This is a genomic window from Pseudomonas citri, assembly GCF_025336485.1.
Classification (GTDB): domain Bacteria; phylum Pseudomonadota; class Gammaproteobacteria; order Pseudomonadales; family Pseudomonadaceae; genus Aquipseudomonas; species Aquipseudomonas citri.
In genome coordinates, this window is the sequence record NZ_JAODAB010000015.1 from 66,524 (window position 1) to 90,747 (window position 24,224).

Here is a 24,224-nt window from a genome sequence, read left to right on the forward strand (position 1 = left end):
TCTCCTTGGACTGTGGCCCAGGCAACACCGGCCATCAGTACGGCTACCCATTGGGGAAGGTCCCGCGTTTGCGGGACTTGATCAGTGGACTGCGACCGTTCGCCAGGGTTCTATTTTTCTTCAGGTCGCTTTCTTGAGGTCGCGGGGGCCCGGGTCACCCGATCCACCAGGTAGACCAGTCCGTGGTAGTCGATTGCGCCATGTTGTGTCAGACCGATCTCGCAGGTGCGGCTGGTGGAGATCCCCTCGCTGCAATGCTGCACCGCGTCCTTCAGGCTGCGTAACGAATGCGCGTTCAGTTCCGGTGTGGTGAAGCCTTTGTCGCCGGCGAAGCCGCAGCAATGGATGCCTTCGGGAATGACCACGTTTTTGCTGCATTTGCGTGCCAGTTCGATCAGTGCCTGGCTTTCGCCAAGGTGCTGGGTGCTGCAGGTGACGTGTACGGCAATGGGCGCCTCTTGGGGGGTGAAGTCGAGGCGGTCCATCAGGTGCGTGCGGATGAAACGTACCGGGTCGTACAAGTCGAGCCGCACGTCGCCGAGGTCCTGGACCAGTCGCAAGGTGCACGGGCTGGTGTCGCAGTAGATCGGGTCGAGCCCGCCGCGGCTGGCGTGCAGCAAGGCGCCGATCAGTTCCTGGCGCTTGTGTTCGGCTTGTTCGGCATAGCCTTTGGAAGCGAAGGGCTGGCCGCAGCAGAGGTTGTCCAGGTTGTCTGGGAAGACGACTTGGTAGCCGGCCTTTTCCAGCAGACTGCGGGTTTTTTCGTACAGCGATGTTTGTTCCTTGTCTCCCGCTGCCGGGCCCATGACCCGCGACACGCATGCTGCCAGGTACACCACCCGCGGACGCTCGTCCGTTACCGCGATACTTACGCGGATGGCTTTTTCCGGCTGGGGCATGGCGTTGGTCCACTGCGGCACCTGGCCTTTGGACAGTCGGGTCAGCGATGCCGAGAGTTTGGCCAGGCGCGGCGCACCGAGCAACATGCGCGCGCCGTTGGCGACGTGCAGGGCGAAGCGGGCGCCTTGCAGCGTGGCGGCGAAATTTCCTTCAACCCAGTTGGCGGTTTTCGTCTTTGTTGCTTCGCGACTGCGCAGCTTTTTCACCAGGTCGCCGGTGTTGATGCCGACCGGGCAGCGTTGTGCGCACAAGCCCGTGGCGGCGCAGGTGTCGATGCCGTGGTATCGGTAGGCCTGCTCCAGTTCGGCGGTGTCGGTGCCGGCGCGTTTCTTCGCTTGGATATCGCGCCAGATCACGATGCGTTGGCGCGGGCTCAGGGTCAGGTCCTTGGACGGACACACCGGCTCGCAGAAACCGCACTCAATGCACTTGTCCACGATCTCGTCGGCGGCCGGCAGCGGCTTGAGGTGCTTGAGGTGGATTTGCGGGTCTTCGCTGAGCACCACGTCCGGGTTGAGGATGCCGTTGGGGTCGAGCAGGCGCTTGAGTTGCCACATCAGCTGGTAGGCATCGCTGCCCCATTCCAGTTCGACGAAGGGCGCCATGTTGCGGCCGGTGCCGTGTTCGGCTTTGAGCGAGCCACCGAACTCCACCGCCACCAACTGCGCCACGTCATCCATGAATGCCTGGTAGCGTGCGACTTCTGCGGCGCTGTTGAAGCCTTGGGTGAAGACGAAGTGCAGATTGCCTTCCAGCGCGTGTCCGAAAAGGATCGCTTCGTCGTAGGCATGTTTGTCGAACAGCTCGATCAGGCGATTCACGCCGATGGCCAATTGTTCCACCGGGAAGGTCACGTCTTCAATGATGACCGTGGTGCCGGTTTTGCGTACCGCGCCCACTGCCGGGAAGGTGTCTTTGCGGATGGCCCAGAGGCGGGCGTTTTCCCGTGGGTCTTCGGTGAAGTCGACCTGTTTTTCCACAGGGAATGCGGCCAGCGAGGCCATGATCCGCGCCAGTTGTTCTTGCAGTAGAGATGAAGACGCCGCGCGGGATTCGATCAGTAGGGCGCAGGCATGGGTCGACAGGTGTTGTACGAAATCCGGCATGCCCGGTTTGTCCTGCACCGAGCGCAGGCTGCGGCGGTCCAGCAGTTCCACGGCCGACACGGGTTGGCTTTTCAGCACGGTGACGGCGTTGCAGCAGGTTTCCACATCCGGGAAGACGATCAGGGCCGAGGCTTTGTTCGGGTGATCGACCACCGTGTTGTAGGTCACCGCGCTGATGAAGCCGAGGGTGCCTTCGGAGCCCACCAGCAGGTGGCTCAAGATATCCACAGGCTCGTCGTAGTCCACCAGGGCGTTGAGTGACAGGCCGGTGGTATTTTTCAGACGGTACTTGTGGCGGATTCTGGCGGCCAGTTCGGTGTTGGCGCGGGTCTCGCGTCCCAGGGTGGCGAGGCGTTCCAGCAGTTCGCCGTGGCTTGTGCGAAAAGCGGCCACGCTGCGCTCGTCTTCGGTGTCCAGGCGTGTGCCGTCGGCCAGGACCAGGCGGATGCCGGCCAGGGTGTGGTAGGTGTTCTGCGCCGTGCCACAGCACATGCCGCTGGCGTTGTTGGCGACGATACCGCCGATTTTGCAGGCATTGATCGACGCAGGGTCCGGGCCGATCTTGCGCCCGAACGGTGCCAGCCAGGCGTTGGCCTGGGCGCCGATCACGCCGGGTTGCAAGCGAATCTGCGTGCCTTGTCCACGAATCTCCCGGCCGTTCCAGTTATCCCCAAGCACGATCAGCACTGAATCGCTGATGGCTTGCCCGGACAGGCTGGTGCCGGCGGCGCGGAACGTGACCGCAACCCGGTCGCGTTGGGCGAGTTTCAGCAGGGCGATCACTTCATCCTCGGACTCGACCCGTACCACCAGTTTCGGAATCAGCCGATAGAAACTGGCGTCGGTGCCGAAGGCCAGGGTCGACACGGGGTCGTCGAAACGTCGCTTCTGCGGGATCAGGCGGTGTACGTCGTGCAGGAAAGAGGCTGGAAGGGTCATTGGTCCTCCAGGATCAGCACCACCAGGTCTTTCGGGCCATGGGCGCCGTAGGCCAGGACTTGCTCGATGTCGGCGGTCTTCGACGGGCCGGACACCAGCAAGGCGTTGGTGGGCATGCCTTGGGCCCATTCGAATTCCTGCTGCACTTCATAGAAGTTGTCGCGGATCTGACTGGCCTTGAGCAGGGCAAAATGCACCGGCGGCACCAGGCTCATCAGTCGGGGTTCTTCGCGAGTCGGCCAGAGGATCAGGCTGCCAGTGGCGGCGATGGCGCCCAGCGTACCGGTGAGGCTGGCGGGCGTGTCATTGAACAGTTCGGCTTTCCATTCTTCTACCGGCCGGTTGTAGGCCTTGAGCGTTGGCAGGTCCGGATTGTTCGCCCAGAACTGTGTGATTTTTTCTCCGTGTGCTGTTGTCGGGGCGATGAGCAGGCCGGGCAACTGCCGGTCGCGCAGCAATTGCGCCAGCAGGGCCGGCCAGCCGTCCCCGGAAGTCAGGTGGATTTCGGTGTGCACCGCTTCCATCAACTTGCGCAATTGCGCGATGCGTTGCTCGGGCGCATAGCGGTAGGTTTGCGTCACCAGGTCGACATCGAAATTGTCGGCAACGGGCGTGGTGCCGGTCAGGCTTTTACGCAGCTTGGCGAGAATATTGTTCTTGGCGCTCATTGGCGCTCTCCCTGCTGGTTCAGGTGTTCGCGGGCCAGGTCATGCAACGAGCGGGCGGCGGGTTTGGGGGCGCTGTGGTGCTGGGTCCAGGGGCCGACGTTGCGCGGTGTCAGGGCGCGCAGGCGCGTGGCGAGGAAACCGAACAACCGGTACAGCCGTGGCGAGCTGTTGAGCCAGGCCCAGGCGTTCCAGATGAAGCGTTCCTTGGGCGAGTACTTGCTGCCCTGGCCGCGCATGACCTGATGCGGACTGTCCGGCGCCTTGACGTTTTCTTCGCGCAAGCGGCGCAGCAAGCTCGGGATCGGAATCTTCACCGGACACACTTCGCCGCAGGCGCCGCACAGCGACGATGCGCTCGGGTGGTCCGGCACCTTGGCCAGGCCAACCATGTGGGGAGTGATGATTTTTCCGATAGGCCCCGGGTAAACCTCGCCGTAGGCGTGACCGCCGATTCGGGTATAGACCGGGCAATGATTCATACAGGCACCGCAGCGAATGCAGTTCAGCGTCTGGCGCAGTTCACTGTCGGCAAAGGCCTGGCTGCGGCCGTTGTCCAGCAACACCAGGTGGACTTCCTGGGGGCCGTCCAGTTCTTCGGCCTTGCGCGGGCCGGAAATCATGTTGACGTAGGTGGTGATCGGCTGGCCGAGGGCCGAGCGGGTCAGCAGCGAGAGCAGTGGCACGACGTCGCGCAGGTTCTCCACGACTTTTTCAATGCCGGTGACGGCGATGTGCACCGGTGGCACGGTGGTGGACATGCGCCCATTGCCTTCGTTTTCCACCAGCAACAGCGTGCCGGTTTCGGCAACGGCGAAGTTGACGCCCGAAACGCCGACATCGGCCTCGAAGAATTTCTGCCGCAACACCCGGCGACCGATCTGAATGAGTTGGTCGACGTCCTTGGTGTACTCCACGCCGAGTTTGTCGTGGAACAAGGACGCGACCTGACCGGCGTTCTTGTGGATTGCCGGCATAATGATGTGTGAAGGCTTCTCGTGATCGAGCTGGACGATGTATTCCCCCATGTCGGACTCAAGACATTCAATGTCCCGATCCTCGAGGAAATGGTTCATCTCCATCTCTTCGCTGACCATCGATTTGCCCTTGATCACTTGCCGCGCCTCGTGAGCACGGATGATCGAAAGGACGATGCCGTTGGCTTCGTCCACCGTTTCCGCCCAGTGCACTTTCACACCGTTGCGGGTCAGGTTGCTTTCAAGTTGCTCGAGCAGGTCGGGCAGCTTGGATAACGCACGGGCGCGGACAGCATTGCCCAGCATCCGTAGATGTTCTCTTTCGTGGGCATCGCTGAAGGACGTTGCCCGTTTGGTCATCAGCGAATCCATCGCACTGCGAAAGTTGTTTCGCAGTTGTGTGTCGCCCAGTGCCTTCCGGGCCCTGGCGCGAAAATCTTCCTGCACCTCAACGGTGGGAATCAGCGTCGGCGAGCTCATGCCGCACCTCCGGTACGCTGCCAGAGGAAGCTCGCCAGATGCTGGCCGCGCAACGCCGCCTGCTGTTTTTCCAATGCGCCGTTGATGTTCATCAGGCAGCCGCAATCGGCACTGACCACCTGGTGCGCGCCGGATTCCTTCAGCGCGCGGGTCTTGTCGGCCACCATCGCGCCGGAAATGTCCGGCATGCGAACGCTGAACGTCCCACCAAAACCACAGCATTCACTTTCGTGGCTGTGTTCGACGCGCTCCACGTTGCTCAGCTGGGCCAACAGGGCACGGCCATGCAAGTGGGTATTCATTTCACGCCGTGCCGAACACGACGTGTGCAGCGCGACTTTCACTGGCGTGCCGCTGTCGTTCAACTGCACCTTGCAGACAAACAGCAGGAACTCGGCCAGCTCATAGGTCCGGGCCGCCAGGGCCTGGACCTGCTTGAGCGTGTCGGGCTCGTCCTTGAACAGGTCGGCATAATGCTCGCGCACCATGCCGGCGCAGGAGCCCGAAGGCACCACCACCGGATAATCGCCGGCAAACAAGGCCAGTTGCGCGCGTGCCACCGTCCGGGCCTGCTCGGTGTAGCCCGAGGTGTAGGCCGGTTGTCCGCAGCAACTTTGCCCTTGCGGATACTCCACCCGGATCCCTTCGCGTTCCAGCAGATGGATCGCGTCCATCCCGGCTTCGGGATAGAACAAATCCACCACGCAGGTCCCGAACAGGTAGACCCGTTGCGGTTTCTCGCTGGGGTACTGCCGAGGCTCGGGCAATGGCGGGGCGACACGGGTCGCGTTCGGCACAGCGTTGTAAAAAAGCTCGCTCATCAGGCGTGTCTCCGGGTGGTCCCGGTTGTCCGTCCGCTGAGGCTGCTGAATATAGAGTTCAAATCTTTCAGCAGCCTTGCAGACCCGGTGATCCATAGCAGACGCCGAGTCGGTATTCGGCGTCGGTTCTTTCGGTAGGGCTTGTCGTACTCAGTGCACCAGCATGCCGGTGAACCAATAGGCCTGGGCCAACGTGATCAGGCCGACGATCGTTGCAAAGAATAGGCTGTGTTTCAGGGTGAAACGGAACAGATCCGACTCCTTGCCCACCAGGCCGGTCGCTGCGCAGGCCACGGCGATCGATTGTGGCGAGATCATCTTGCCGGTGACGCCGCCGCTGGTATTCGCCGCGACGAGCAAGGTGTCGTTGACCCCGATCTGATGCGCAGTGGTGGATTGCAGGGAACTGAACAGGGCGTTGGATGATGTGTCGGAACCGGTCAGGAACACACCCAGCCAACCCAGGAACGGCGAGAAGAACGGGAAGGCGGCGCCAGTGCCGGCCAACACCAGGGCCATGGTCGAGGACATGCCCGAATAGTTGGTGACGAAGGCGAACGCCAGCACCATGCCGATGGAGAGAATCGGCCAGCGCAGTTCAAAAAACGTTTCCTTGAAAGTGGTAAGACCAGTTCTCAGGTTGATTTTCAGCACCAGCATCGAGATCAGCGCGGAGAAGAAAATCGCCGTGCCGGTGGCGGAAATCGGGTCGAGCTTGAACACGGCCGGAATGGCGGTGGGGTTGATCACGATGGGGGCGACCTTGATCACCATCTGGTCCAGGTGCGGGATGGCGAAGTTGAACACCCAGCCGTACATCGAGCCGCCCGCGGCGAACATGGCCTTGAACGGTTTCAGGGTCCAGATCGTCACCAGTACGGTGAGGATCAGGAAGGGCGACCAGGCCTTGAAAATTTTCCCCAGGCTGTAGGGCGAAGCCACGGTGGTGCGCGGTTGGCCGAAACCACCGGCGCTGGCGGTGACCGTTGTGTTGGCGGCGGCACCGGCAATCTGCGCGCCTGCGGTGCGCTTGGGTTGCCAGATTTTCAGGAACAGCGTCAGGGAAATCAGGCTGGCGAGGGCCGAGGTGATGTCTGGCAGTTCCGGGCCGATGAAGTTGGAGGTGAAGTACTGGGTAACGGCGAAGCTCAAGCCTGCTACCAGTGCAGCCGGCCAGGTTTCGCGCACGCCGCGCAGGCCGTCCATCATGAACACCAGCCAGAACGGCACGAACAGCGACAATAGCGGCAGTTGGCGGCCGGTCATGGCGCCGATCTTGACGGCGTCGATGCCGGTGACCTGGCCGGCGACGATGATCGGAATACCCAGTGCGCCGAACGCCACCGGGGCGGTGTTGGCGATCAGGCACAGGCCGGCGGCGTACAGCGGATTGAAGCCCAGGCCCACCAACAAGGCAGCGGTGATCGCCACGGGTGCGCCGAAGCCGGCGGCGCCTTCCAGGAATGCGCCGAAGCAGAAACCGATCAACAGCACCTGCAGGCGTTGGTCATCGGTAATCGACAGCACCGAGCTGCGAATCACCTCGAACTGCCCGCTCTTGACCGTCAGTTTGTATAGGAACACGGCGGCGACGATGATCCAGGCGATGGGCCACAGGCCGTACGCAAAGCCATAGCCGGCGGCGGCGAAAGCCATGTCGGCAGGCATGTGGAACGCAAAGATCGCCACGATGATCGCCAGGGCCAGGGTGATGCTGCCGGCCACATGCCCCTTGAGGCGAAACACCGCCAGGGCCAGGAAGAAAAATACGATGGGGATGACGGCCGCGAGTGCAGACAAGCCGAGGCTGCCGAGCGGGCTGTAGAGCTGTTGCCAGGTTTGCATAATGGGTGGGCCCCTAATTGTTGTTGGTCAGGCACTGTCAGCGATTTTGGGTAATTGGTAAGACCAATTTACAAGCGCTGTCGGCTAGGGTAAAAGCCTTGGTTGTGATGTGTCAATTTGCCGCCCTGAAACTTTCGTCGAATAAGCGGCGCAGATGGCATCTGATCCGTAGCTGCAAACGGCTTTTGGTGGGTGTGGACGAGGCCCGAATGGGCCAGAATAGACAGCCCGGCGAGCCGTCGGGATCGTGGAGAAAGGTGTTATGGGGTTTGATCAGATTCGTCAGCGCCGTTTGTCTGACGATATTGTCGAGCGGCTTGAAGGCATGATCCTTGAGGGCACGCTCAAGGCGGGCGAGCGGCTGCCGGCTGAGCGGACCCTGGCCGAGCAATTCGGTGTGTCGCGCCCGTCGTTGCGTGAGGCTATCCAGAAACTGACAGCCAAGGGCTTGCTGGTCAGTCGTCAGGGCGGCGGCAATTATGTGGTGGAGTCGCTGGGCTCGACCTTCAGCGATCCGCTGCTGCAATTGTTGGAAAGCAATCCTGAGGCGCAACGTGACTTACTGGAGTTTCGTCACACCCTGGAGGCGTCCTGTGCCTATTACGCGGCCTTGCGCGCCACCGATGTGGACCGCGAACGGCTGACGTCGGCGTTTGAGGCGCTGCTCGATTGCTATTCGCGTCATGAAGAAGTGAGTCGGGCGGAGGAGGGTGCCGCGGATGCCAGCTTCCACCTGGCGATCGCCGAGGCCAGCCATAATGCGGTGTTGCTGCACACCATTCGCGGGCTGTTCGATTTGCTCAAGCGCAACGTGGTGACCAACATCGGCGGCATGTACAAGCAGCGCAGCGAAACCCGCGACATGCTGATCAGCCAGCACCGGGAGTTGTACCAGGCCATCATGGATGGGCATGCCGAGCAGGCGCGGGAAGTGTCCAGCCGACATATTCTGTACGTGCAGGAAGTGCTGGAAGAGGTGCGTCAGGAGGTGCAGCGGGTGGCGCGGGCGGAGCGGCGCAAGGGGATGTAATCGTGGCTGTGAATCCTGTGGGAATGAGCAGGCTCCTTCCCACAGTTGAGCCCGGGCTTATTTATTCTTCCTTGCCCTTGTTGCGCACCGCTCGCTGCAATTCGCGACCGGCATCGCGTTCGCGTTCGGTATCGCGCTTGTCGTATTCCTTCTTGCCCTTGCCCAGCGCGATCTCGCACTTGATCAAGTGCTTGCTCCAGTAGAAGGAGGTGCAGACGCAGGCATAGCCCTTTTGCTGCACCGCCGCGAAAAGCTTTTCCAGCTCACGCTTGTTGAGCAACAGCTTGCGGGTACGCACCGGGTCGGCGATCACGTGGGTGCTGGCGGTGGTCAGCGGCGTGATGTGGCTGCCTAGCAGCCAGGCTTCGCCGTCCTTGAGCAGCACGTAGCTGTCGACCAGTTGCGCCTTGCCGGCACGCAAGCTCTTTACTTCCCAGCCGGCCAGGACCATGCCAGCCTCGAAACGCTGTTCGATGAAGTAATCGTGTCGCGCCTTTTTATTTTGCGCGATGGTCCCTGTGGGGTGTTTCTTCTGTTTAGCCATAGGGGCGGCATTATAGGCAGTTGCGCGCGTGTCGGCTACGGTGAAGCTGTGTGCTTGAGCACGTTGAGTGAATCCCGGACAATGCGGCCTCTTTTTTGAACGCTTGGGCGTGATCACGATGTCGACAGACAAGGTTTCTGTCCACGGCAGTTGGGCTAGCCGCTGGGTCTTCATACTCGCCGCGACCGGCTCTGCCGTGGGGCTGGGTAGTATCTGGAAGTTTCCGTACATGGTGGGCGTTTACGGTGGCGGCGCCTTCGTATTGATGTTCCTGGCCTGCATCGCGCTGATCGGCGGGCCGGTGATGCTGGCTGAAACCCTGATCGGTCGTCGCGCCCGGCAAAGCCCGGCCAACGCCCTGAAGGTGCTGGCGCAGGAGGCGGGCCATTCCACCAAGTGGTCGTGGGGCGCTTTCGCCGGGATGATCACGGCGTTGCTGATCCTGTCGTTCTATAGCGTGGTCGGGGGGTGGTCGCTGGACTACATCATCGACATGGGGCGCGGGGACTTCCAAGGCGCAACGCCCGACCTGGTGGGGGCCTACTTCGGCGGTGTAATCGCCGATCCCCTGCGGCTGACCCTCTGGCACACGGTGTTCATGTTGCTGTCCGCCGTGGTGATCGCCAAGGGCGTGGTGGCGGGGCTCGAGCGCAGCCTGCGCGTCATGATGCCGTTGCTGTTCGTGATGATCCTGGTGCTGCTGGGCTACAGCATGACCACCGGGCATTTCATGGAAGGCCTGCATTTCATGTTCGACTTCCAGCCGGAAAAAGTCCTGGATGGCTTGCTGCCTGCCATGGGGCACGCGTTCTTTTCCCTGAGCGTGGGCGTCGGCTCGATCATGATCTATGGCGCCTACATGCCCAAGAACGCCTCTCTCACCCGGACTGTCGTCGGTGTCGCACTGCTGGACACCTTCGTGTCGCTGATGGCTGGCGTGGCATTGTTTCCGATTGTCTTTGCCGCGGGCCTGAACCCCAGCGAAGGCCCGGGGCTGATGTTCGTCAGCTTGCCATTCGCTTTTGGCAGCATGGCGTTCGGCCAAGTGATGGGTGTGGTGTTCTTCGTCCTGGTGGCGATCGCTGCCTGGAGTTCGGCCATTTCCCTGCTTGAGCCCATGGTGGCGTATCTGGTCGAGCGGACGCGGATCAGTCGCGCCTGGGTCACGTTCTGGCTGGCCTTTACCTGCTGGTTCGTCGGCCTGGGTACGGTGTTTTCCTTCAATATATGGAAGGAGGCGAAGTTTTTCGTGAACGAAGATGGCTTGTTCCATCTCTACCGCTGGGGAGCCACCGCTGGCCTGGATTTCTTTGGCGTGATCGATTTCTTCACTTCACGGATCATGCTGCCACTCGGTGGTTTGTGTTTCGTGGTGTTTGCGGGATGGGTGATGGGGCGCGAGGCGGTGCGTGATGAGCTGTCGCTGCGCAGTCCCGTGTTGTTTGCCCTGAGCCTGTTCTTGATGCGCTACGTGGCGCCCATTGGCATTCTCGTAGTGTTTGCCGCCCAGTTGTGGAAGTGACGCTGACATGACGACTCATATTCAACGCTCGGCCTTATTGCCTTATCCGGCGCAGGCGCTGTACGACCTGGTCAACGACGTGGCGAGGTATCCCGAATTCCTGCCCTGGTGTTCTTCGACTGAGGTGCTCGAGAGCTCGGACACGCAGATGCGCGCCAGGCTCAACGTCGCCAAGGGCGGGTTGAGCCAGCACTTTGTCACGCGCAATACCCTGGTGCCGGGGCAGTCCATCGAGATGAATCTGGAAGAGGGGCCTTTCAATCAGCTTCACGGCGTCTGGGTGTTCAAGCCGCTGGGCGAGAAAGCCTGCAAGATCAGCCTGGATCTGTCGTTCGACTATGCCGGCCCACTGGTGCGCGCGACGTTGGGGCCGCTGTTCAATCAGGCCGCCAATACCCTGGTCGACGCGTTCTGCCAGCGCGCCAAGCAGAATGCCGAGCTCAAGCGTTGATCGGGATAGAAGTGGTGTATGCCGGCGCTGAGCGTCAGTACCTGCGTGCATTCGCGGTGGAAGAGGGCACCAGCGTTCGCGCCGCGTTGGTGGCATCGGGCATTGCCGCTGAGTTTCCGGAGCTGGACCTGGCCACTTGCCCGGTGGGAATTTTCGGCAAGGTAGTGAGCGATCCGGAGCAGCGGCAGGTGCAGGCGGGTGATCGGCTCGAGATCTATCGGCCATTGATGGCCGACCCGAAAGAAATTCGTCGCTTGCGCGCCGCCAAGGCTGCCCTGGCGCGTCAATCGGACTGACGATTCGGTCCTGAATCGCAGGCATCAAAAAACCCGGCATGCCGGGTTTTTTGATGTGTCGATTTATTGCGGTGAAGTATCCAGCGGTTCCGGGGTCGGGACAGGCACGGTCTCGACCTTGTCCACGTCCTTCTGGATCTGGTCCAGCAACGAACCGGGCTTGACCGGTTTTTCCGGTTTCGGCTGCTGGCCGTTCTGGGTGGGCTCGGTGACGGTGGTGCCACTGTCCTTGCCCATGATGGCTTCGTCGCGGCTCACGCCGGGCATGAAGTCTCCCGACAGGCTGACAAGTTGGTCATTGGCATTGAAGATTACGCTGATGCGTTCCTGTTGGCGTTCACCGCCGCCAGGCTGCAAGCTGTACAGGTAATCCCAGCGATCGGCATGGAATGTGTCGGCAAGCAGAGGGTTGCCCATGATAAACCGTACTTGCCGGCGGGTCATTCCCGGGCGCAACTGGTCTATCATGTCCTGCGTGACGACATTGCCCTGCTGGATGTCGATTTTGTAAACCCCGGGGAATGAACAACCGGCGAGTGCGAGCAGTCCCACGAAGGTGAAACTGGTTAGCAAGAGCTTGGTGTTTTGCATCGGTGGGCGACTTCCACTATCTTGGCTGGGACAACGTAAACGCCGATCATACCCGCATTAAGAGAAGCTGCGAAGCAGCATCGCGAGAAAGCTGACCATGGTTGAAAATAGCGAACTACGCAAAGCCGGCCTCAAGGTGACCCTGCCAAGGGTCAAGATTCTACAAATGCTCGACTCTACCGAGCAACGCCACATGAGCGCCGAAGACGTCTACAAAGCGCTTATGGAAGCGGGTGAGGACGTTGGTCTGGCCACGGTTTACCGCGTCCTGACTCAATTCGAGGCAGCAGGTCTCGTGGCTCGTCACAATTTCGATGGCGGTCATGCGGTCTTTGAATTGGCCGATGGGGAGCACCACGATCACATGGTGGACGTGGAAACCCGTGAGGTTATCGAATTCATCAGTCCGGAAATCGAAGCGCTGCAAAAGGACATTGCCGAGAAGTATGGTTTCGAGCTGATCGATCACCATCTCGTCTTGCATGTGCGCAAGCGCAAGTAAGCGCTTGCCTGGGCTTTAAAGGTTCAAAACGAAATAAGGCGACCCGCGGGTCGCCATATTTTTGTCTGGCTGTTTCAGCTCTTGGTTGCCACGACCATTTTCTTCGCATGGGCCAAGGATTCCTTGGTGAGATCAATCCCACCCAGCATGCGCGCAACCTCTTCCACCCGCTCGTTCTTGTTGAGCTTGGACACAGCCGTGCGCGTGGCGTCTTCGCCTCGAACCTTGTGCACAAATAAATGCTGGTGACCCTGGGCGGCGACCTGGGGCAGGTGGGTGACTGTCAGCACCTGGCCTCGTTCTCCTAATCGACGGAGCAACTGGCCGACGATCTCCGCGGTTGGCCCGCCAATGCCCACGTCCACTTCGTCGAACACGAGGGTCGGTACCCGTGAGGTTTGCGCGGTAATGACCTGGATGGCCAGGCTGATACGCGACAGCTCGCCGCCGGAGGCGACTTTTGCCAGTGCCTTGAGCGGTTGTCCAGGGTTGGCGCTGACCAATAGCTCCACCTGTTCCAACCCGTGGGGGAGCAGCTCGTCGCCGCCGTTGGGACGCAGTTCGATGGTGAAGCGGCCGCCGGGCATGCCCAGGCGCTGGATTTCCTGCTCCACGGCGCTGGCCAGGTCGGTGGCGGCCTGGTGGCGCAGTTCGCTGAGTTCGTTGGCTTTTTCCTGGTAGTGGCGAGCATAGGAGGCCAGTTCGTCTCCCAGTCTCTCGATGGATTCGTCGTTGGCGTTAAGGGTTTCCAGCTCTTCCAGCAGGCGTTGTTGGAGTTCGACGATGTCAGTGGGCTGGACGCGGTGTTTGCGGGCCAGCGTATATATAGTGTCCAGGCGCTCTTCCAGGTATTGCAGGCGTGCCGGGTCGGCATCGAAATGATCGAGAAACCGGTTCAGCTCGCCAACGGCTTCCTCGACCTGGATCTGCGCGCTGGTCAGCAGGTTGGTCGCCTCGTTCAGGGCGCCCACCGAATTGTTCACGCTGGAGAGTCGGTTAAGGCTCGCCGTCAGGGCATTGAGCACGTTGCCCGAATCGCTCTCACTGCATTGTTCGACCACTTGCCGGCAGATGCCCAGCAGGGTTTCGGCGTTGGTCAGGTTCTTGTGTTCCTGTTCCAGTTCCTCGAGTTCATGTTCGCCCAGGGCCAGGTTTTCCAGTTCTTCGAGTTGATAGCTCAGTAACTGATGACGGGCGCGTTGTTCATCGCCGGAATTGGAGAGCCGGTCCAGTTCCTGGCGGGTCTGGCGCCAGCGCTGGGCGGCCAATTGGACCTGGCGGGCCAGGTCCGTGGCAGCAGCGTATTCATCGAGCAGGCGGCGATGGGTGTCGGTCTTGAGCAGGGATTGGTGTTCGTGCTGGCTGTGGATATCGATCAGCAGCTCGCCCAGGGCCTTGAGGTCCCCCAGGGGGCATGGTGTGCCGTTGATGTAGCCCCGCGAGCGGCCTTCGGCCGTGATGACCCGGCGCAGGATGCACAGGCCGTCGGTGTCCAGGTCCCGCTCCGCCAGCCAGGCGCTGGCTTCGGGGATGTCGACCAGGTCGAAGGTCGCCAGGATGTCAGCCTTGTCCGCCCCCGGGCGTACCACGCCACTGTCGGCGCGATCGCCCAGGGTCAGGCCGAGGGCGTCGAGCATGATCGACTTGCCCGCGCCGGTTTCCCCGGTGATTACGCTCATGCCTCGATCGAGTTCGAGGTCGAGGTGTTCGACGATGGCGTAGTTGTGTACGGACAGGTGCACCAGCATAAGGCCGCTCCCAGGCTTTAGGTCTGGTTATTTATACAGTGTTTTGTTTCGGCCTGACAATGCCCGTGCTTAGCTCGATTTGCTTGAGACAATGGCTTTCTTAGTGCTGAGGGGAATTGTTACGCAGCTATTTTTTGTAGGGTTAATTCGTCCGGTAGCCCTTGAAGCTGAAAAACCCGGCCCCATATACCGGGGCAGAAGCGCGAGTCGAACTCGCGGACGAAGTTGAGAGGAGAAATCTATGGCTGACGAACAGACGCAGGATACGCAAAATCTAGACACCAACCAGGCTCCCCAGGATTCGGGTGAAGACCTGGCGGCACGTGTACAAGTGCTCGAGGAGCAACTGGCCGGTGCGCAGGATCAGGCGTTGCGTGTAGCGGCCGACCTGCAGAACGTCCGTCGTCGCGCCGAGCAGGATGTGGAAAAAGCCCACAAATTCGCCCTGGAGCGTTTCGCCGGCGACTTGCTGCCGATCATCGACAGCCTGGAGCGTGGCCTGGAGCTCTCCAGCCCGGACGACGAGAACATTCGTCCGATGCGTGAAGGCATCGAGCTGACCCTGAAGATGTTCCAGGACACCCTCAAGCGCTATCAGCTTGAAGCCCTGGACCCACACGGCGAGCCGTTCAACGCCGAGCATCACCAGGCCATGGCGATGCAGGAAAGTACCGATGTCGAGCCAAACAGTGTCCTGAAGGTTTTCCAGAAGGGTTACCTGCTCAACGGTCGCCTGCTGCGCCCGGCCATGGTTGTGGTCAGCAAGACGCCCGCACCGGTTTCGCCTTCTATCGATGAGCAGGCTTGAAATCGATCGCAGCGGCCCCATTTATAAGTCAAGCGTTTAAGTGCTACCGCAGTTAGCCACCACTGCTGCGGCAACCAAATCCAAGTTCCGGGAGAGTTAACATGGGCAAGATTATCGGTATCGACCTGGGGACCACCAACTCGTGCGTCTCCGTGCTGGAAAACGGCAAAGCCAAAGTGATTGAAAACGCTGAAGGCGCGCGCACCACGCCGTCGATCATCGCGTACGCCAACGATGGCGAGATTCTGGTTGGCCAGTCGGCCAAGCGTCAGGCTGTGACCAATCCGCATAACACCCTGTACGCGGTGAAGCGTCTGATCGGTCGCAAGTTCGACGAAGAAGTCGTGCAGAAAGACATCAAGATGGTGCCTTACAAGATCGCCAAGGCTGACAACGGCGACGCCTGGGTTGAAGTGAACAGCCAGAAAATGGCTCCGCCACAGATCTCGGCTGAAATTCTGAAGAAGATGAAGAAAACCGCCGAAGACTACCTCGGCGAAGCCGTGACTGAAGCGGTCATCACCGTTCCGGCGTACTTCAACGACAGCCAGCGCCAGGCGACCAAGGACGCCGGCCGTATCGCGGGCCTGGACGTGAAGCGCATCATCAACGAACCGACCGCAGCCGCTCTGGCCTACGGTATGGACAAGGCCAAGGGCGATCACACCGTGATCGTTTATGACCTGGGTGGCGGTACCTTCGACGTGTCCGTGATCGAGATCGCTGAAGTCGATGGCGAGCACCAGTTCGAAGTACTGGCGACCAACGGTGACACCTTCCTCGGTGGTGAAGACTTCGACATCCGCCTGATCGACTACCTCGTCGACGAGTTCAAGAAAGAAAGCGGCATGAACCTCAAGGGTGACCCGCTGGCCATGCAGCGCCTGAAAGAAGCCGCTGAAAAAGCCAAGATCGAACTGTCCTCGAGCCAGTCGACCGACGTGAACCTGCCGTACATCACCGCAGACGCCACCGGTCCTAAGCACCTGAACGTGAAGATCTCCCGCGCCAAGCTCGAAGCACTGGTGGAAGACCTGGTCCAGCGCACCATCGAACCTTGCCGCATCGCCATGAAAGACGCTGGCATCGACGTGGGTTCGATCAACGACGTGATCCTGGTGGGCGGTCAGACCCGTATGCCGCTGGTGCAGAAACTGGTCACCGATTTCTTCGGCAAGGAAGCACGCAAGGACGTGAACCCGGACGAAGCCGTTGCCATGGGTGCTGCCATCCAGGGTGCTGTTCTGGCCGGTGACGTGAAGGACGTTCTGCTGCTCGACGTCAGCCCGCTGACCCTGGGTATCGAAACCATGGGTGGCGTGATGACCGCGCTGATCGAGAAGAACACCACGATTCCTACCAAGAAATCCCAAGTGTTCTCGACTGCCGATGACAACCAGGGTGCCGTGACCATTCACGTGCTGCAGGGTGAGCGCAAGCAAGCTGCCCAGAACAAATCCCTGGGCAAGTTCGACCTGGCCGAGATTCCGCCAGCGCCACGTGGCGTGCCACAAATCGAAGTGACCTTCGACATCGACGCCAACGGCATCCTGCACGTGGGCGCGAAAGACAAGGCCACTGGCAAGACCCAGTCGATCGTGATCAAGGCCAACTCCGGGCTGTCCGAGGAAGAAATTCAGCAGATGGTTCGCGACGCTGAAGTGAACGCCGAGGAAGATCGCAAGTTCGAAGAGCTGGCCGGTGCCCGCAACCAGGGCGACGCCTTGGTGCACTCGACTCGCAAGATGATTGCCGATGCCGGTGAAAAAGTGACTGCGGAAGAGAAAACCGCCATCGAAGCAGCGGTGGTTGCGCTGGAAGCCGCTGTCAAGGGTGATGACAAGGCGGCCATCGAGGCGAAGATCGAAGAGCTGTCCAAGGTCTCCGCGCCAGTGGCCCAGAAGATGTACGCCGAGCAGGCCAAGCCCGCTGAAGGCGCGGCTGAGCAAGGCGAGTCGGCTGAAAAAGCCGACGACGTCGTCGACGCCGAGTTCGAAGAAGTCAAAGACCACAAGTAATCGCTTGTTGGTCGGCCGGTTGACTGCATTTGTGCGGTGACTGGTAGGATGTCGCCGCGCGGGGGCTTGCTCCCGCGTTGGCGTGTCTGGAACCAATGAATTTTTACAGCATGCGACAGTGCTCGGATGCTGGGCGGCGTGATCGGGAATGCTCCTGCTTTCCGTGCAATAGGCGCCGCGTTTTGGCTGGGTCTCTGGCTGAAAAATCGAAGACCAGGATCGTTGAATTGGCGTGGTTGGGTCCGGGCCTATAGGGCTCAACGAGTTTGGCGAGGCTCAGGAGAGGTTTGCCGGACGTCCTATAAGAGTGCAAAGACTAATGGCAAAGCGTGACTTTTACGAAGTATTGGGTGTTGAGCGCGGGGCCAGCGAGGCGGAGCTGAAAAAGGCTTATCGTCGCCTGGCAATGAAGCATCACCCGGACCGTAATCCCGGCGATAAAGCGTCGGAAGAAATGTTCAAGGAGGCCAACGAGGCCTACGAAGTGCTGTCCGATTCCAGCAAGCGCGCAGCGTACGACCAATACGGTCATGCCGGGGTCGACCCGAGCATGGGTGGCGGCGGTGCCGGCTTTGGTGGCCAGAACTTCTCCGATATTTTCGGTGACGTGTTCAGCGATTTCTTTGGTGGCGGTCGTGGCGGTTCCCGTGGCGGCGCTCAGCGTGGCAGTGACCTGCGCTACACGCTGGAACTGAACCTGGAAGAAGCGGTGCGCGGTACCACGGTCAATATCCGTGTTCCGACATTGGTCAATTGCAAGCCGTGCGATGGTTCGGGTGCCAAGAAAGGCTCCTCGCCAGTGACCTGCCCGACCTGCGGCGGTATTGGTCAGGTTCGCATGCAGCAAGGTTTCTTCTCGGTGCAGCAGACCTGCCCGCGTTGCCATGGCCAGGGCAAGATCATTTCCGACCCGTGCGACTCCTGCCACGGCGAAGGGCGTGTCGAAGAGTACAAGACGCTGTCGGTCAAGGTGCCGGCCGGTGTCGATACCGGGGATCGCATTCGTCTGTCGGGCGAAGGCGAGGCGGGCGCCCTGGGTGGTCCGACGGGTGACCTGTATGTGGTCATCAACGTGCGTGAGCATGCGATTTTCCAACGTGACGGCAAGCATCTGTTTTGCGAAGTGCCGATCAGCTTCGTCGATGCGGCGTTGGGTGGCGAGCTTGAGATCCCGACCCTCGACGGTCGTGTCAAGCTGAAGATTCCCGAAGGTACGCAGACCGGCAAGCAATTCCGGATTCGTGGCAAAGGTGTTGCGCCAGTGCGTGGCGGTGGTGCGGGTGACCTGATGTGCCGTGTGGCGGTGGAGACGCCGGTCAACCTGAGCCGGCGTCAGCGTGAACTGTTGGAGGAATTCCGCAGCTCGTTGGCGGACGACAACAGCCATTCCCCGAAAACCACCGGTTGGTTCGAAGGCGTGAAGCGTTTCTTCGGCGACCTGTAAGGAGTTCTCATGCGACGTATAGCTGTGATGGGCGCTGCCGGGCGCATGGGCAAGGCGTTGGTCGAGGCGGTGCAGCAGCGCTCGCCGCTTTCCGGCCTGACGGCGGCCATCGTTCGGCCCGACAGCACGCTGGTTGGTGCCGACGCCGGTGAGCTGGCCTCGCTTGGACGTATCGGTGTGCCGATGTCCGGTGGCCTGGAGAAGGTGCTGGAGGAGTTCGACGTGCTGATCGACTTCACCTTGCCGGACGTCATGCTGAAAAACCTCGCCATCTGCCGCAAGCACGGCAAGGCCATGGTGATCGGCACCACGGGCTTGGACGCTGCGCAGAAGCAATTGCTGGCCGAGGCGGGCAAGGACATTCCGATCGTGTTCGCGGCGAACTTCAGCGTGGGGGTGAACCTGTCGCTGAAATTGCTGGAGATGACGGCTCGGGTCTTGGGCGATGACGCGGACATCGAGATTATCGAGGCGCATCACCGGCACAAGATCGACGCGCCTTCCGGCACGGCCTTGCGCATGGGGGAAGTGATCGCCGATACGTTGGGTCGCGATCTGCGGCAAGTGGCCGTCTACGGTCGCGAGGGGCACACCGGTGCCCGCGAGCGCGACACCATCGGTTTTGCCACTGTGCGCGGTGGTGACGTAGTGGGCGATCATACCGTGCTGTTCGCCACGGAAGGCGAGCGCCTGGAGATCACTCACAAGGCATCCAGCCGGATGACCTTCGCCAAGGGGGCCGTGCGTGCTGCACTGTGGCTGGAGGGTCGCGAGCCTGGCCTGTACGACATGCAGGACGTTCTCGACCTGCGTTGATGTCATTGAAAGCGGGGTTCAGGTTATACTGCGCCCCGTTTCAACACCGCTTCGCGACGGCCTGTCGCATTCCCCTGCCTTCAAGGCTCATTAGCGGTGGACCAAAAAAGCCTTTTTCTGTAAGCTACAGCTTTAGTGTGTCCACTAAAAGCGCGCAGAATAATTCAGTGAACAAGCGGGGTGACGTGTCCATACGTCACTCCGCTTTTTTACAACCTGCGATCGCCCTTTCAGGCTTTATTTACGGGAGGTCTTCTTGACTAAGCCAGCCATACTCGCCCTTGCTGATGGCAGCATTTTTCGCGGCGAAGCCATTGGAGCCGACGGCCAGACCGTTGGTGAGGTGGTGTTTAACACCGCAATGACCGGCTATCAGGAAATTCTTACCGATCCTTCCTACGCCCAGCAAATCGTTACCCTGACTTACCCGCACATCGGCAACACCGGCACTACGCCGGAAGACGCCGAGTCTGACCGTGTCTGGTCTGCCGGCCTGGTCATCCGCGACCTGCCACTGGTAGCGAGCAACTGGCGCAACACGCTGTCCCTGTCCGATTACCTGAAAGCCAACAACGTGGTGGCGATCGCCGGTATCGATACCCGCCGCCTGACCCGCATTCTTCGGGAAAAAGGCGCGCAGAACGGCTGCATCATGGCCGGTGACAACATTTCCGAAGCCGCGGCCATCGCGGCGGCCCAGGGTTTCCCGGGCCTCAAGGGCATGGACCTGGCAAAAGTCGTCAGCACCCAGAAAGCCTACGAATGGCGCTCCACCGTCTGGGACCTGAAGACCGACGCCCACGCGACGATCGAGGCTTCCGAGCTGCCGTACCACGTGGTTGCCTACGATTACGGCGTCAAGCTGAACATCCTGCGCATGCTGGTTGAGCGTGGTTGCCGCGTGACCGTGGTGCCGGCCCAGACTCCGGCTGCCGATGTCCTGGCCCTCAACCCTGATGGCGTGTTCCTGTCCAACGGCCCGGGTGACCCGGAGCCTTGCGACTACGCGATCCAGGCGATCAAGGATGTGCTGGAAACCGAGATCCCGGTGTTCGGCATCTGCCTCGGTCACCAATTGCTGGCCCTGGCCTCGGGTGCCAAGACCCTGAAGATGGGCCACGGCCACCATGGTGCCAACCACCCGGTGCAGGACCTGGATACCGGTGTCGTGATGATCACCAGCCAGAACCACGGTTTCGCGGTGGACGAAGCCACCTTGCCGGCCAACGTGCGCGCGATCCATAAATCGCTGTTCGACGGCACGCTGCAAGGCATCGAGCGTACCGACAAGAGCGCATTCAGCTTCCAGGGCCACCCTGAAGCGAGCCCGGGCCCGAATGACGTGGCGCCGCTGTTCGATCGCTTCATCAACGAGATGGCCAAGCGACGCTGACGGCGTGCAGCCCGAGGGCGGCCCCGTGCGCGGCGGCCCCCTCGGGCGCTTCAAAGATTGTTCGACGGCCTAGCCGACTGACCTGCGGATTTGAGTGACAAACCCATGCCAAAACGTACAGACATAAAAAGCATCCTGATTCTCGGCGCTGGCCCGATCGTGATCGGCCAGGCTTGCGAATTCGACTACTCCGGCGCCCAGGCTTGCAAAGCCCTGCGCGAAGAGGGCTACCGCGTCATCCTGGTGAACTCCAACCCGGCTACCATCATGACCGACCCGGCCATGGCCGATGCCACCTACATCGAGCCGATCAAGTGGCAGACCGTTGCCAAGATCATCGAGAAAGAGCGTCCGGACGCGCTGTTGCCGACCATGGGCGGCCAGACCGCGCTCAACTGCGCCCTGGACCTGGAGCGCGAAGGCGTCCTGGAAAAATTCGGCGTGGAAATGATCGGCGCCAATGCCGACACCATCGACAAGGCCGAAGATCGCTCGCGTTTCGACAAGGCGATGAAAGCCATCGGCCTGGAATGCCCGCGCTCGGGGATCGCCCACAGTATGGAAGAGGCCAACGCGGTGCTGGAGCGCCTTGGCTTCCCGTGCATCATCCGTCCGTCCTTCACCATGGGCGGCACCGGTGGTGGCATCGCCTACAACCGTGAAGAGTTCGAAGAAATCTGCGCCCGTGGCCTGGACTTGTCGCCGACCAAGGAACTGCTGATCGACGAATCCCTGATCGGCTGGAAAGAGTACGAGATGGAAGTGGTCCGCGATAAAAAGGACAACTGCATCATCGTCTGCTCCATCGAGAACTTCGACCCGATGGGCGTGCACACCGGCGACTCGATCACCGTCGCACCGGCCCAGACCCTGACCGACAAGGAATACCAGATCCTGCGTAACGCCTCCCTGGCGGTGCTGCGCGAGATCGGCGTGGAAACCGGCGGCTCCAACGTCCAGTTCGGTATCTGCCCGAACACCGGGCGCATGGTGGTCATCGAGATGAACCCGCGGGTGTCCCGTTCGTCGGCGCTGGCCTCCAAGGCCACCGGCTTCCCGATTGCCAAGGTTGCCGCCAAGCTGGCCGTGGGATACACCCTGGACGAGCTGTCGAACGACATCACCGGTGGCAAGACCCCGGCGTCCTTCGAGCCGTCCATCGACTACGTCGTCACCAAGTTGCCACGTTTTGCCTTCGAAAAATTCGCCAAGGCAGACGCTCGCCTGACCACCCAGATGAAATCGGTTGGTGAAGTCATGGCCATCGGCCGGACCTTCCAGGAATCGCTGCAAAAGGCCCTGCGTGGCCTGGAAGTGGGCGTCTGCGGCCTGGATCCGAAGCTGGACCTGAACGACCCGGAAAGCATGAGCGTGCTCAAGCGCGAACTGACCGTTCCAGGCGCCGAGCGCATCTGGTACGTGGCTGACGCTTTCCGTGCCGGCATGACCGTCGAGCAGATCTTCGGCATGAACATGATCGACCCTTGGTTCCTGGTGCAGATCGAAGACCTGATCAAGGAAGAAGAGAAGGTCAAGACCCTGGGTATGTCCAGCATTGACCGTGACACCCTGTTCCGCCTCAAGCGCAAGGGCTTCTCCGACCAACGCCTGGCCAAGTTGATGGGTGTGACCGAGAAGAGCCTGCGCGCTCACCGTCACAAGCTGGAAGTGTTCCCGGTCTACAAGCGCGTCGACACCTGCGCGGCCGAGTTCGCCACCGACACCGCCTACCTGTACTCCACGTACGAAGAAGAGTGCGAAGCCGCGCCATCGACCCGCGACAAGATCATGATCCTGGGCGGCGGTCCTAACCGGATCGGCCAGGGCATCGAGTTCGACTACTGCTGCGTACACGCCGCACTGGCGCTGCGCGACGACGGGTACGAGACCATCATGGTCAACTGCAACCCGGAAACCGTATCGACCGACTACGACACCTCCGATCGCCTGTATTTCGAGCCAGTGACCCTGGAAGACGTGCTGGAAATCGTCCGTGTCGAGAAGCCAAAAGGCGTGATCGTCCAGTACGGTGGCCAGACTCCGTTGAAACTGGCTCGTGCCCTCGAAGCGGCCGGCGTGCCAATCATCGGCACCAGCCCGGATGCCATCGACCGCGCCGAAGACCGTGAGCGCTTCCAGCAGATGGTCGAGCGCCTGAACCTGCGTCAGCCGCCAAACGCCACTGTGCGCAGCGAAGACGAAGCAGTGCGTGCCGCGGCCGGGATCGGTTACCCGCTGGTGGTGCGTCCGTCCTATGTACTGGGCGGCCGTGCGATGGAAATCGTTTATAAGGAAGAAGAGCTCAAGCGCTACCTGCGCGAAGCGGTCCAGGTGTCCAACGATAGCCCGGTGCTGTTGGACCACTTCCTCAACTGCGCCATCGAGATGGACGTGGATGCGGTTTGCGATGGCAAGGATGTCGTGATCGGCGCCATCATGCAGCACATTGAACAGGCGGGCGTTCACTCCGGCGACTCCGCTTGCTCGCTGCCGCCTTATTCGCTGCCGGCGCACATCCAGGATGAAATGCGCGAGCAGGTCAAGAAGATGGCCCTGGAGCTGGGCGTCGTCGGCTTGATGAACGTGCAATTGGCGCTTCAAGGCGAAGACATCTACGTCATCGAAGTCAACCCGCGCGCGTCCCGGACCGTGCCGTTCGTCTCCAAGTGCATCGGTGTTTCCCTGGCGATGATCGCGGCCCGTGTCATGGCCGGCAAGACCCTCGCGGAGCTGGGTTTCACCAAGGAAATCATCCCGAACTTCTACAGCGTGAAAGAGGCGGTATTCCCATTCGCCAAGTTCCCTGGCGTTGACCCGATCCTCGGCCCGGAAATGAAATCCACCGGTGAAGTGATGGGCGTGGGCGATACCTTCGGCGAAGCGTTCGCCAAGGCCCAGATGGGCGCCAGCGAAGTGCTGCCGACGGGCGGCACGGCATTCATCAGCGTGCGTGATGACGACAAGCCGTTGGTTGCAGGCGTAGCCCGTGATCTGATCAACTTGGGCTTCGAAGTGGTCGCCACCGCCGGTACTGCCAGGCTGATCGAGGCCGCAGGCCTGAAGGTGCGTCGCGTGAACAAGGTGACCGAAGGGCGTCCGCACGTGGTCGACATGATCAAGAATGACGAAGTCACGCTGATCATCAACACCACCGAAGGTCGCCAGTCGATCGCCGACTCCTACTCCATTCGTCGCAATGCGCTGCAGCACAAGATCTATTGCACCACGACCATTGCTGCGGGCGAAGCGATCTGCGAAGCGCTCAAGTTCGGTCCGGAGAAGACCGTGCGTCGCTTGCAGGATCTACATGCAGGATTGAAGGCATGAG

Annotated in this window: 19 protein-coding genes; 11 read left to right on the forward strand and 8 right to left on the reverse strand. The window is 60.9% G+C overall.

Features of this window, described 5'->3' with window-relative positions; all coding sequences use genetic code 11:
* Positions 1–110: 110 nt before the first annotated feature.
* From N4Q37_RS17195 to N4Q37_RS17215, 5 genes are all read right to left on the reverse strand, one after another.
* Entirely contained in the window at positions 111–2,945 is a 2,835-nt protein-coding gene (locus N4Q37_RS17195) for an FAD-binding and (Fe-S)-binding domain-containing protein (RefSeq protein WP_260959832.1), read from the reverse strand.
* Positions 2,942–3,613 (reverse strand): LutC/YkgG family protein, encoded by a 672-nt coding sequence (locus N4Q37_RS17200; RefSeq protein ID WP_260959840.1) that lies wholly within the window; start codon positions 3,611–3,613, stop codon positions 2,942–2,944. The genes N4Q37_RS17195 and N4Q37_RS17200 overlap by 4 nt, the downstream gene beginning before the upstream one ends.
* Positions 3,610–5,067 carry a LutB/LldF family L-lactate oxidation iron-sulfur protein gene (locus tag N4Q37_RS17205; protein ID WP_260959851.1) on the reverse strand — a complete coding sequence of 486 codons (1,458 nt, stop codon included), beginning with the start codon at positions 5,065–5,067 and terminating at the stop codon, positions 3,610–3,612. The genes N4Q37_RS17200 and N4Q37_RS17205 overlap by 4 nt, the downstream gene beginning before the upstream one ends.
* A complete protein-coding gene (locus N4Q37_RS17210) occupies positions 5,064–5,888 on the reverse strand; it encodes a (Fe-S)-binding protein (RefSeq protein ID WP_260959853.1) in 825 nt (274 codons plus the stop codon). The genes N4Q37_RS17205 and N4Q37_RS17210 overlap by 4 nt, the downstream gene beginning before the upstream one ends.
* Before the next feature lie 150 nt (positions 5,889–6,038).
* The gene (locus N4Q37_RS17215; protein ID WP_260959856.1) at positions 6,039–7,733 is read right to left on the reverse strand and encodes a lactate permease LctP family transporter; all 1,695 of its coding nucleotides are present in this window, start codon (positions 7,731–7,733) and stop codon (positions 6,039–6,041) included.
* A gap of 262 nt (positions 7,734–7,995) precedes the next feature.
* On the opposite strand from N4Q37_RS17215, the gene N4Q37_RS17220 reads away from it, so the two are divergent.
* Complete coding sequence (locus tag N4Q37_RS17220) at positions 7,996–8,763, forward strand: GntR family transcriptional regulator (protein ID WP_260959871.1); 768 nt, start codon at positions 7,996–7,998, stop codon at positions 8,761–8,763.
* Positions 8,764–8,824: 61 nt separating this feature from the next.
* On the opposite strand, the gene smpB is transcribed toward N4Q37_RS17220, so the two are convergent.
* On the reverse strand, positions 8,825–9,307 hold the full coding sequence (gene smpB / locus N4Q37_RS17225; RefSeq protein ID WP_260959878.1) for an SsrA-binding protein SmpB: 483 nt from the start codon (positions 9,305–9,307) through the stop codon (positions 8,825–8,827).
* 118 nt (positions 9,308–9,425) lie between these two features.
* Here smpB and N4Q37_RS17230 point away from each other — a divergent pair, with 118 nt between their 5' ends.
* The 3 genes from N4Q37_RS17230 to N4Q37_RS17240 are packed head-to-tail and all read left to right on the forward strand — an operon-like array spanning position 9,426 to position 11,576.
* On the forward strand, positions 9,426–10,829 hold the full coding sequence (locus N4Q37_RS17230) for a sodium-dependent transporter (protein WP_260959880.1): 1,404 nt from the start codon (positions 9,426–9,428) through the stop codon (positions 10,827–10,829).
* Between the two features lie 7 nt (positions 10,830–10,836).
* Positions 10,837–11,280 carry a type II toxin-antitoxin system RatA family toxin gene (locus N4Q37_RS17235; RefSeq protein ID WP_260959881.1) on the forward strand — a complete coding sequence of 148 codons (444 nt, stop codon included), beginning with the start codon at positions 10,837–10,839 and terminating at the stop codon, positions 11,278–11,280.
* The gene (locus N4Q37_RS17240) at positions 11,277–11,576 is read left to right on the forward strand and encodes an RnfH family protein (RefSeq protein ID WP_260959898.1); all 300 of its coding nucleotides are present in this window, start codon (positions 11,277–11,279) and stop codon (positions 11,574–11,576) included. The genes N4Q37_RS17235 and N4Q37_RS17240 overlap by 4 nt, the downstream gene beginning before the upstream one ends.
* Before the next feature lie 63 nt (positions 11,577–11,639).
* Here N4Q37_RS17240 and N4Q37_RS17245 read toward each other — a convergent pair whose 3' ends face one another.
* Complete coding sequence (locus tag N4Q37_RS17245) at positions 11,640–12,167, reverse strand: outer membrane protein assembly factor BamE (protein WP_260959901.1); 528 nt, start codon at positions 12,165–12,167, stop codon at positions 11,640–11,642.
* A gap of 97 nt (positions 12,168–12,264) precedes the next feature.
* Between N4Q37_RS17245 and fur the strand changes: the two genes are divergently transcribed.
* Entirely contained in the window at positions 12,265–12,669 is a 405-nt protein-coding gene (gene fur / locus N4Q37_RS17250) for a ferric iron uptake transcriptional regulator (RefSeq protein WP_260960163.1), read from the forward strand.
* Positions 12,670–12,743: 74 nt separating this feature from the next.
* On the opposite strand, the gene recN is transcribed toward fur, so the two are convergent.
* Positions 12,744–14,417 (reverse strand): DNA repair protein RecN, encoded by a 1,674-nt coding sequence (gene recN / locus N4Q37_RS17255; protein ID WP_260960174.1) that lies wholly within the window; start codon positions 14,415–14,417, stop codon positions 12,744–12,746.
* Between the two features lie 241 nt (positions 14,418–14,658).
* On the opposite strand from recN, the gene grpE reads away from it, so the two are divergent.
* The 6 genes from grpE (at position 14,659) to carB (ending at position 24,223) form a co-directional block, all read left to right on the forward strand.
* Positions 14,659–15,225 carry a nucleotide exchange factor GrpE gene (gene grpE / locus N4Q37_RS17260; RefSeq protein WP_260960182.1) on the forward strand — a complete coding sequence of 189 codons (567 nt, stop codon included), beginning with the start codon at positions 14,659–14,661 and terminating at the stop codon, positions 15,223–15,225.
* A 65-nt stretch (positions 15,226–15,290) separates the two neighbouring features.
* Positions 15,291–17,243, forward strand: a complete 1,953-nt coding sequence (dnaK, locus tag N4Q37_RS17265; RefSeq protein WP_260960516.1) for a molecular chaperone DnaK — start codon at positions 15,291–15,293, stop codon at positions 17,241–17,243.
* Between the two features lie 319 nt (positions 17,244–17,562).
* On the forward strand, positions 17,563–18,687 hold the full coding sequence (dnaJ, locus tag N4Q37_RS17270; protein WP_260960186.1) for a molecular chaperone DnaJ: 1,125 nt from the start codon (positions 17,563–17,565) through the stop codon (positions 18,685–18,687).
* Between the two features lie 9 nt (positions 18,688–18,696).
* A complete protein-coding gene (gene dapB / locus N4Q37_RS17275; RefSeq protein ID WP_260960192.1) occupies positions 18,697–19,503 on the forward strand; it encodes a 4-hydroxy-tetrahydrodipicolinate reductase in 807 nt (268 codons plus the stop codon).
* Positions 19,504–19,759: 256 nt separating this feature from the next.
* Complete coding sequence (gene carA, locus N4Q37_RS17280) at positions 19,760–20,896, forward strand: glutamine-hydrolyzing carbamoyl-phosphate synthase small subunit (RefSeq protein ID WP_260960201.1); 1,137 nt, start codon at positions 19,760–19,762, stop codon at positions 20,894–20,896.
* Between the two features lie 105 nt (positions 20,897–21,001).
* A complete protein-coding gene (gene carB, locus N4Q37_RS17285) occupies positions 21,002–24,223 on the forward strand; it encodes a carbamoyl-phosphate synthase large subunit (RefSeq protein WP_260960214.1) in 3,222 nt (1,073 codons plus the stop codon).
* The last annotated feature ends 1 nt before the right edge of the window (position 24,224 follow it).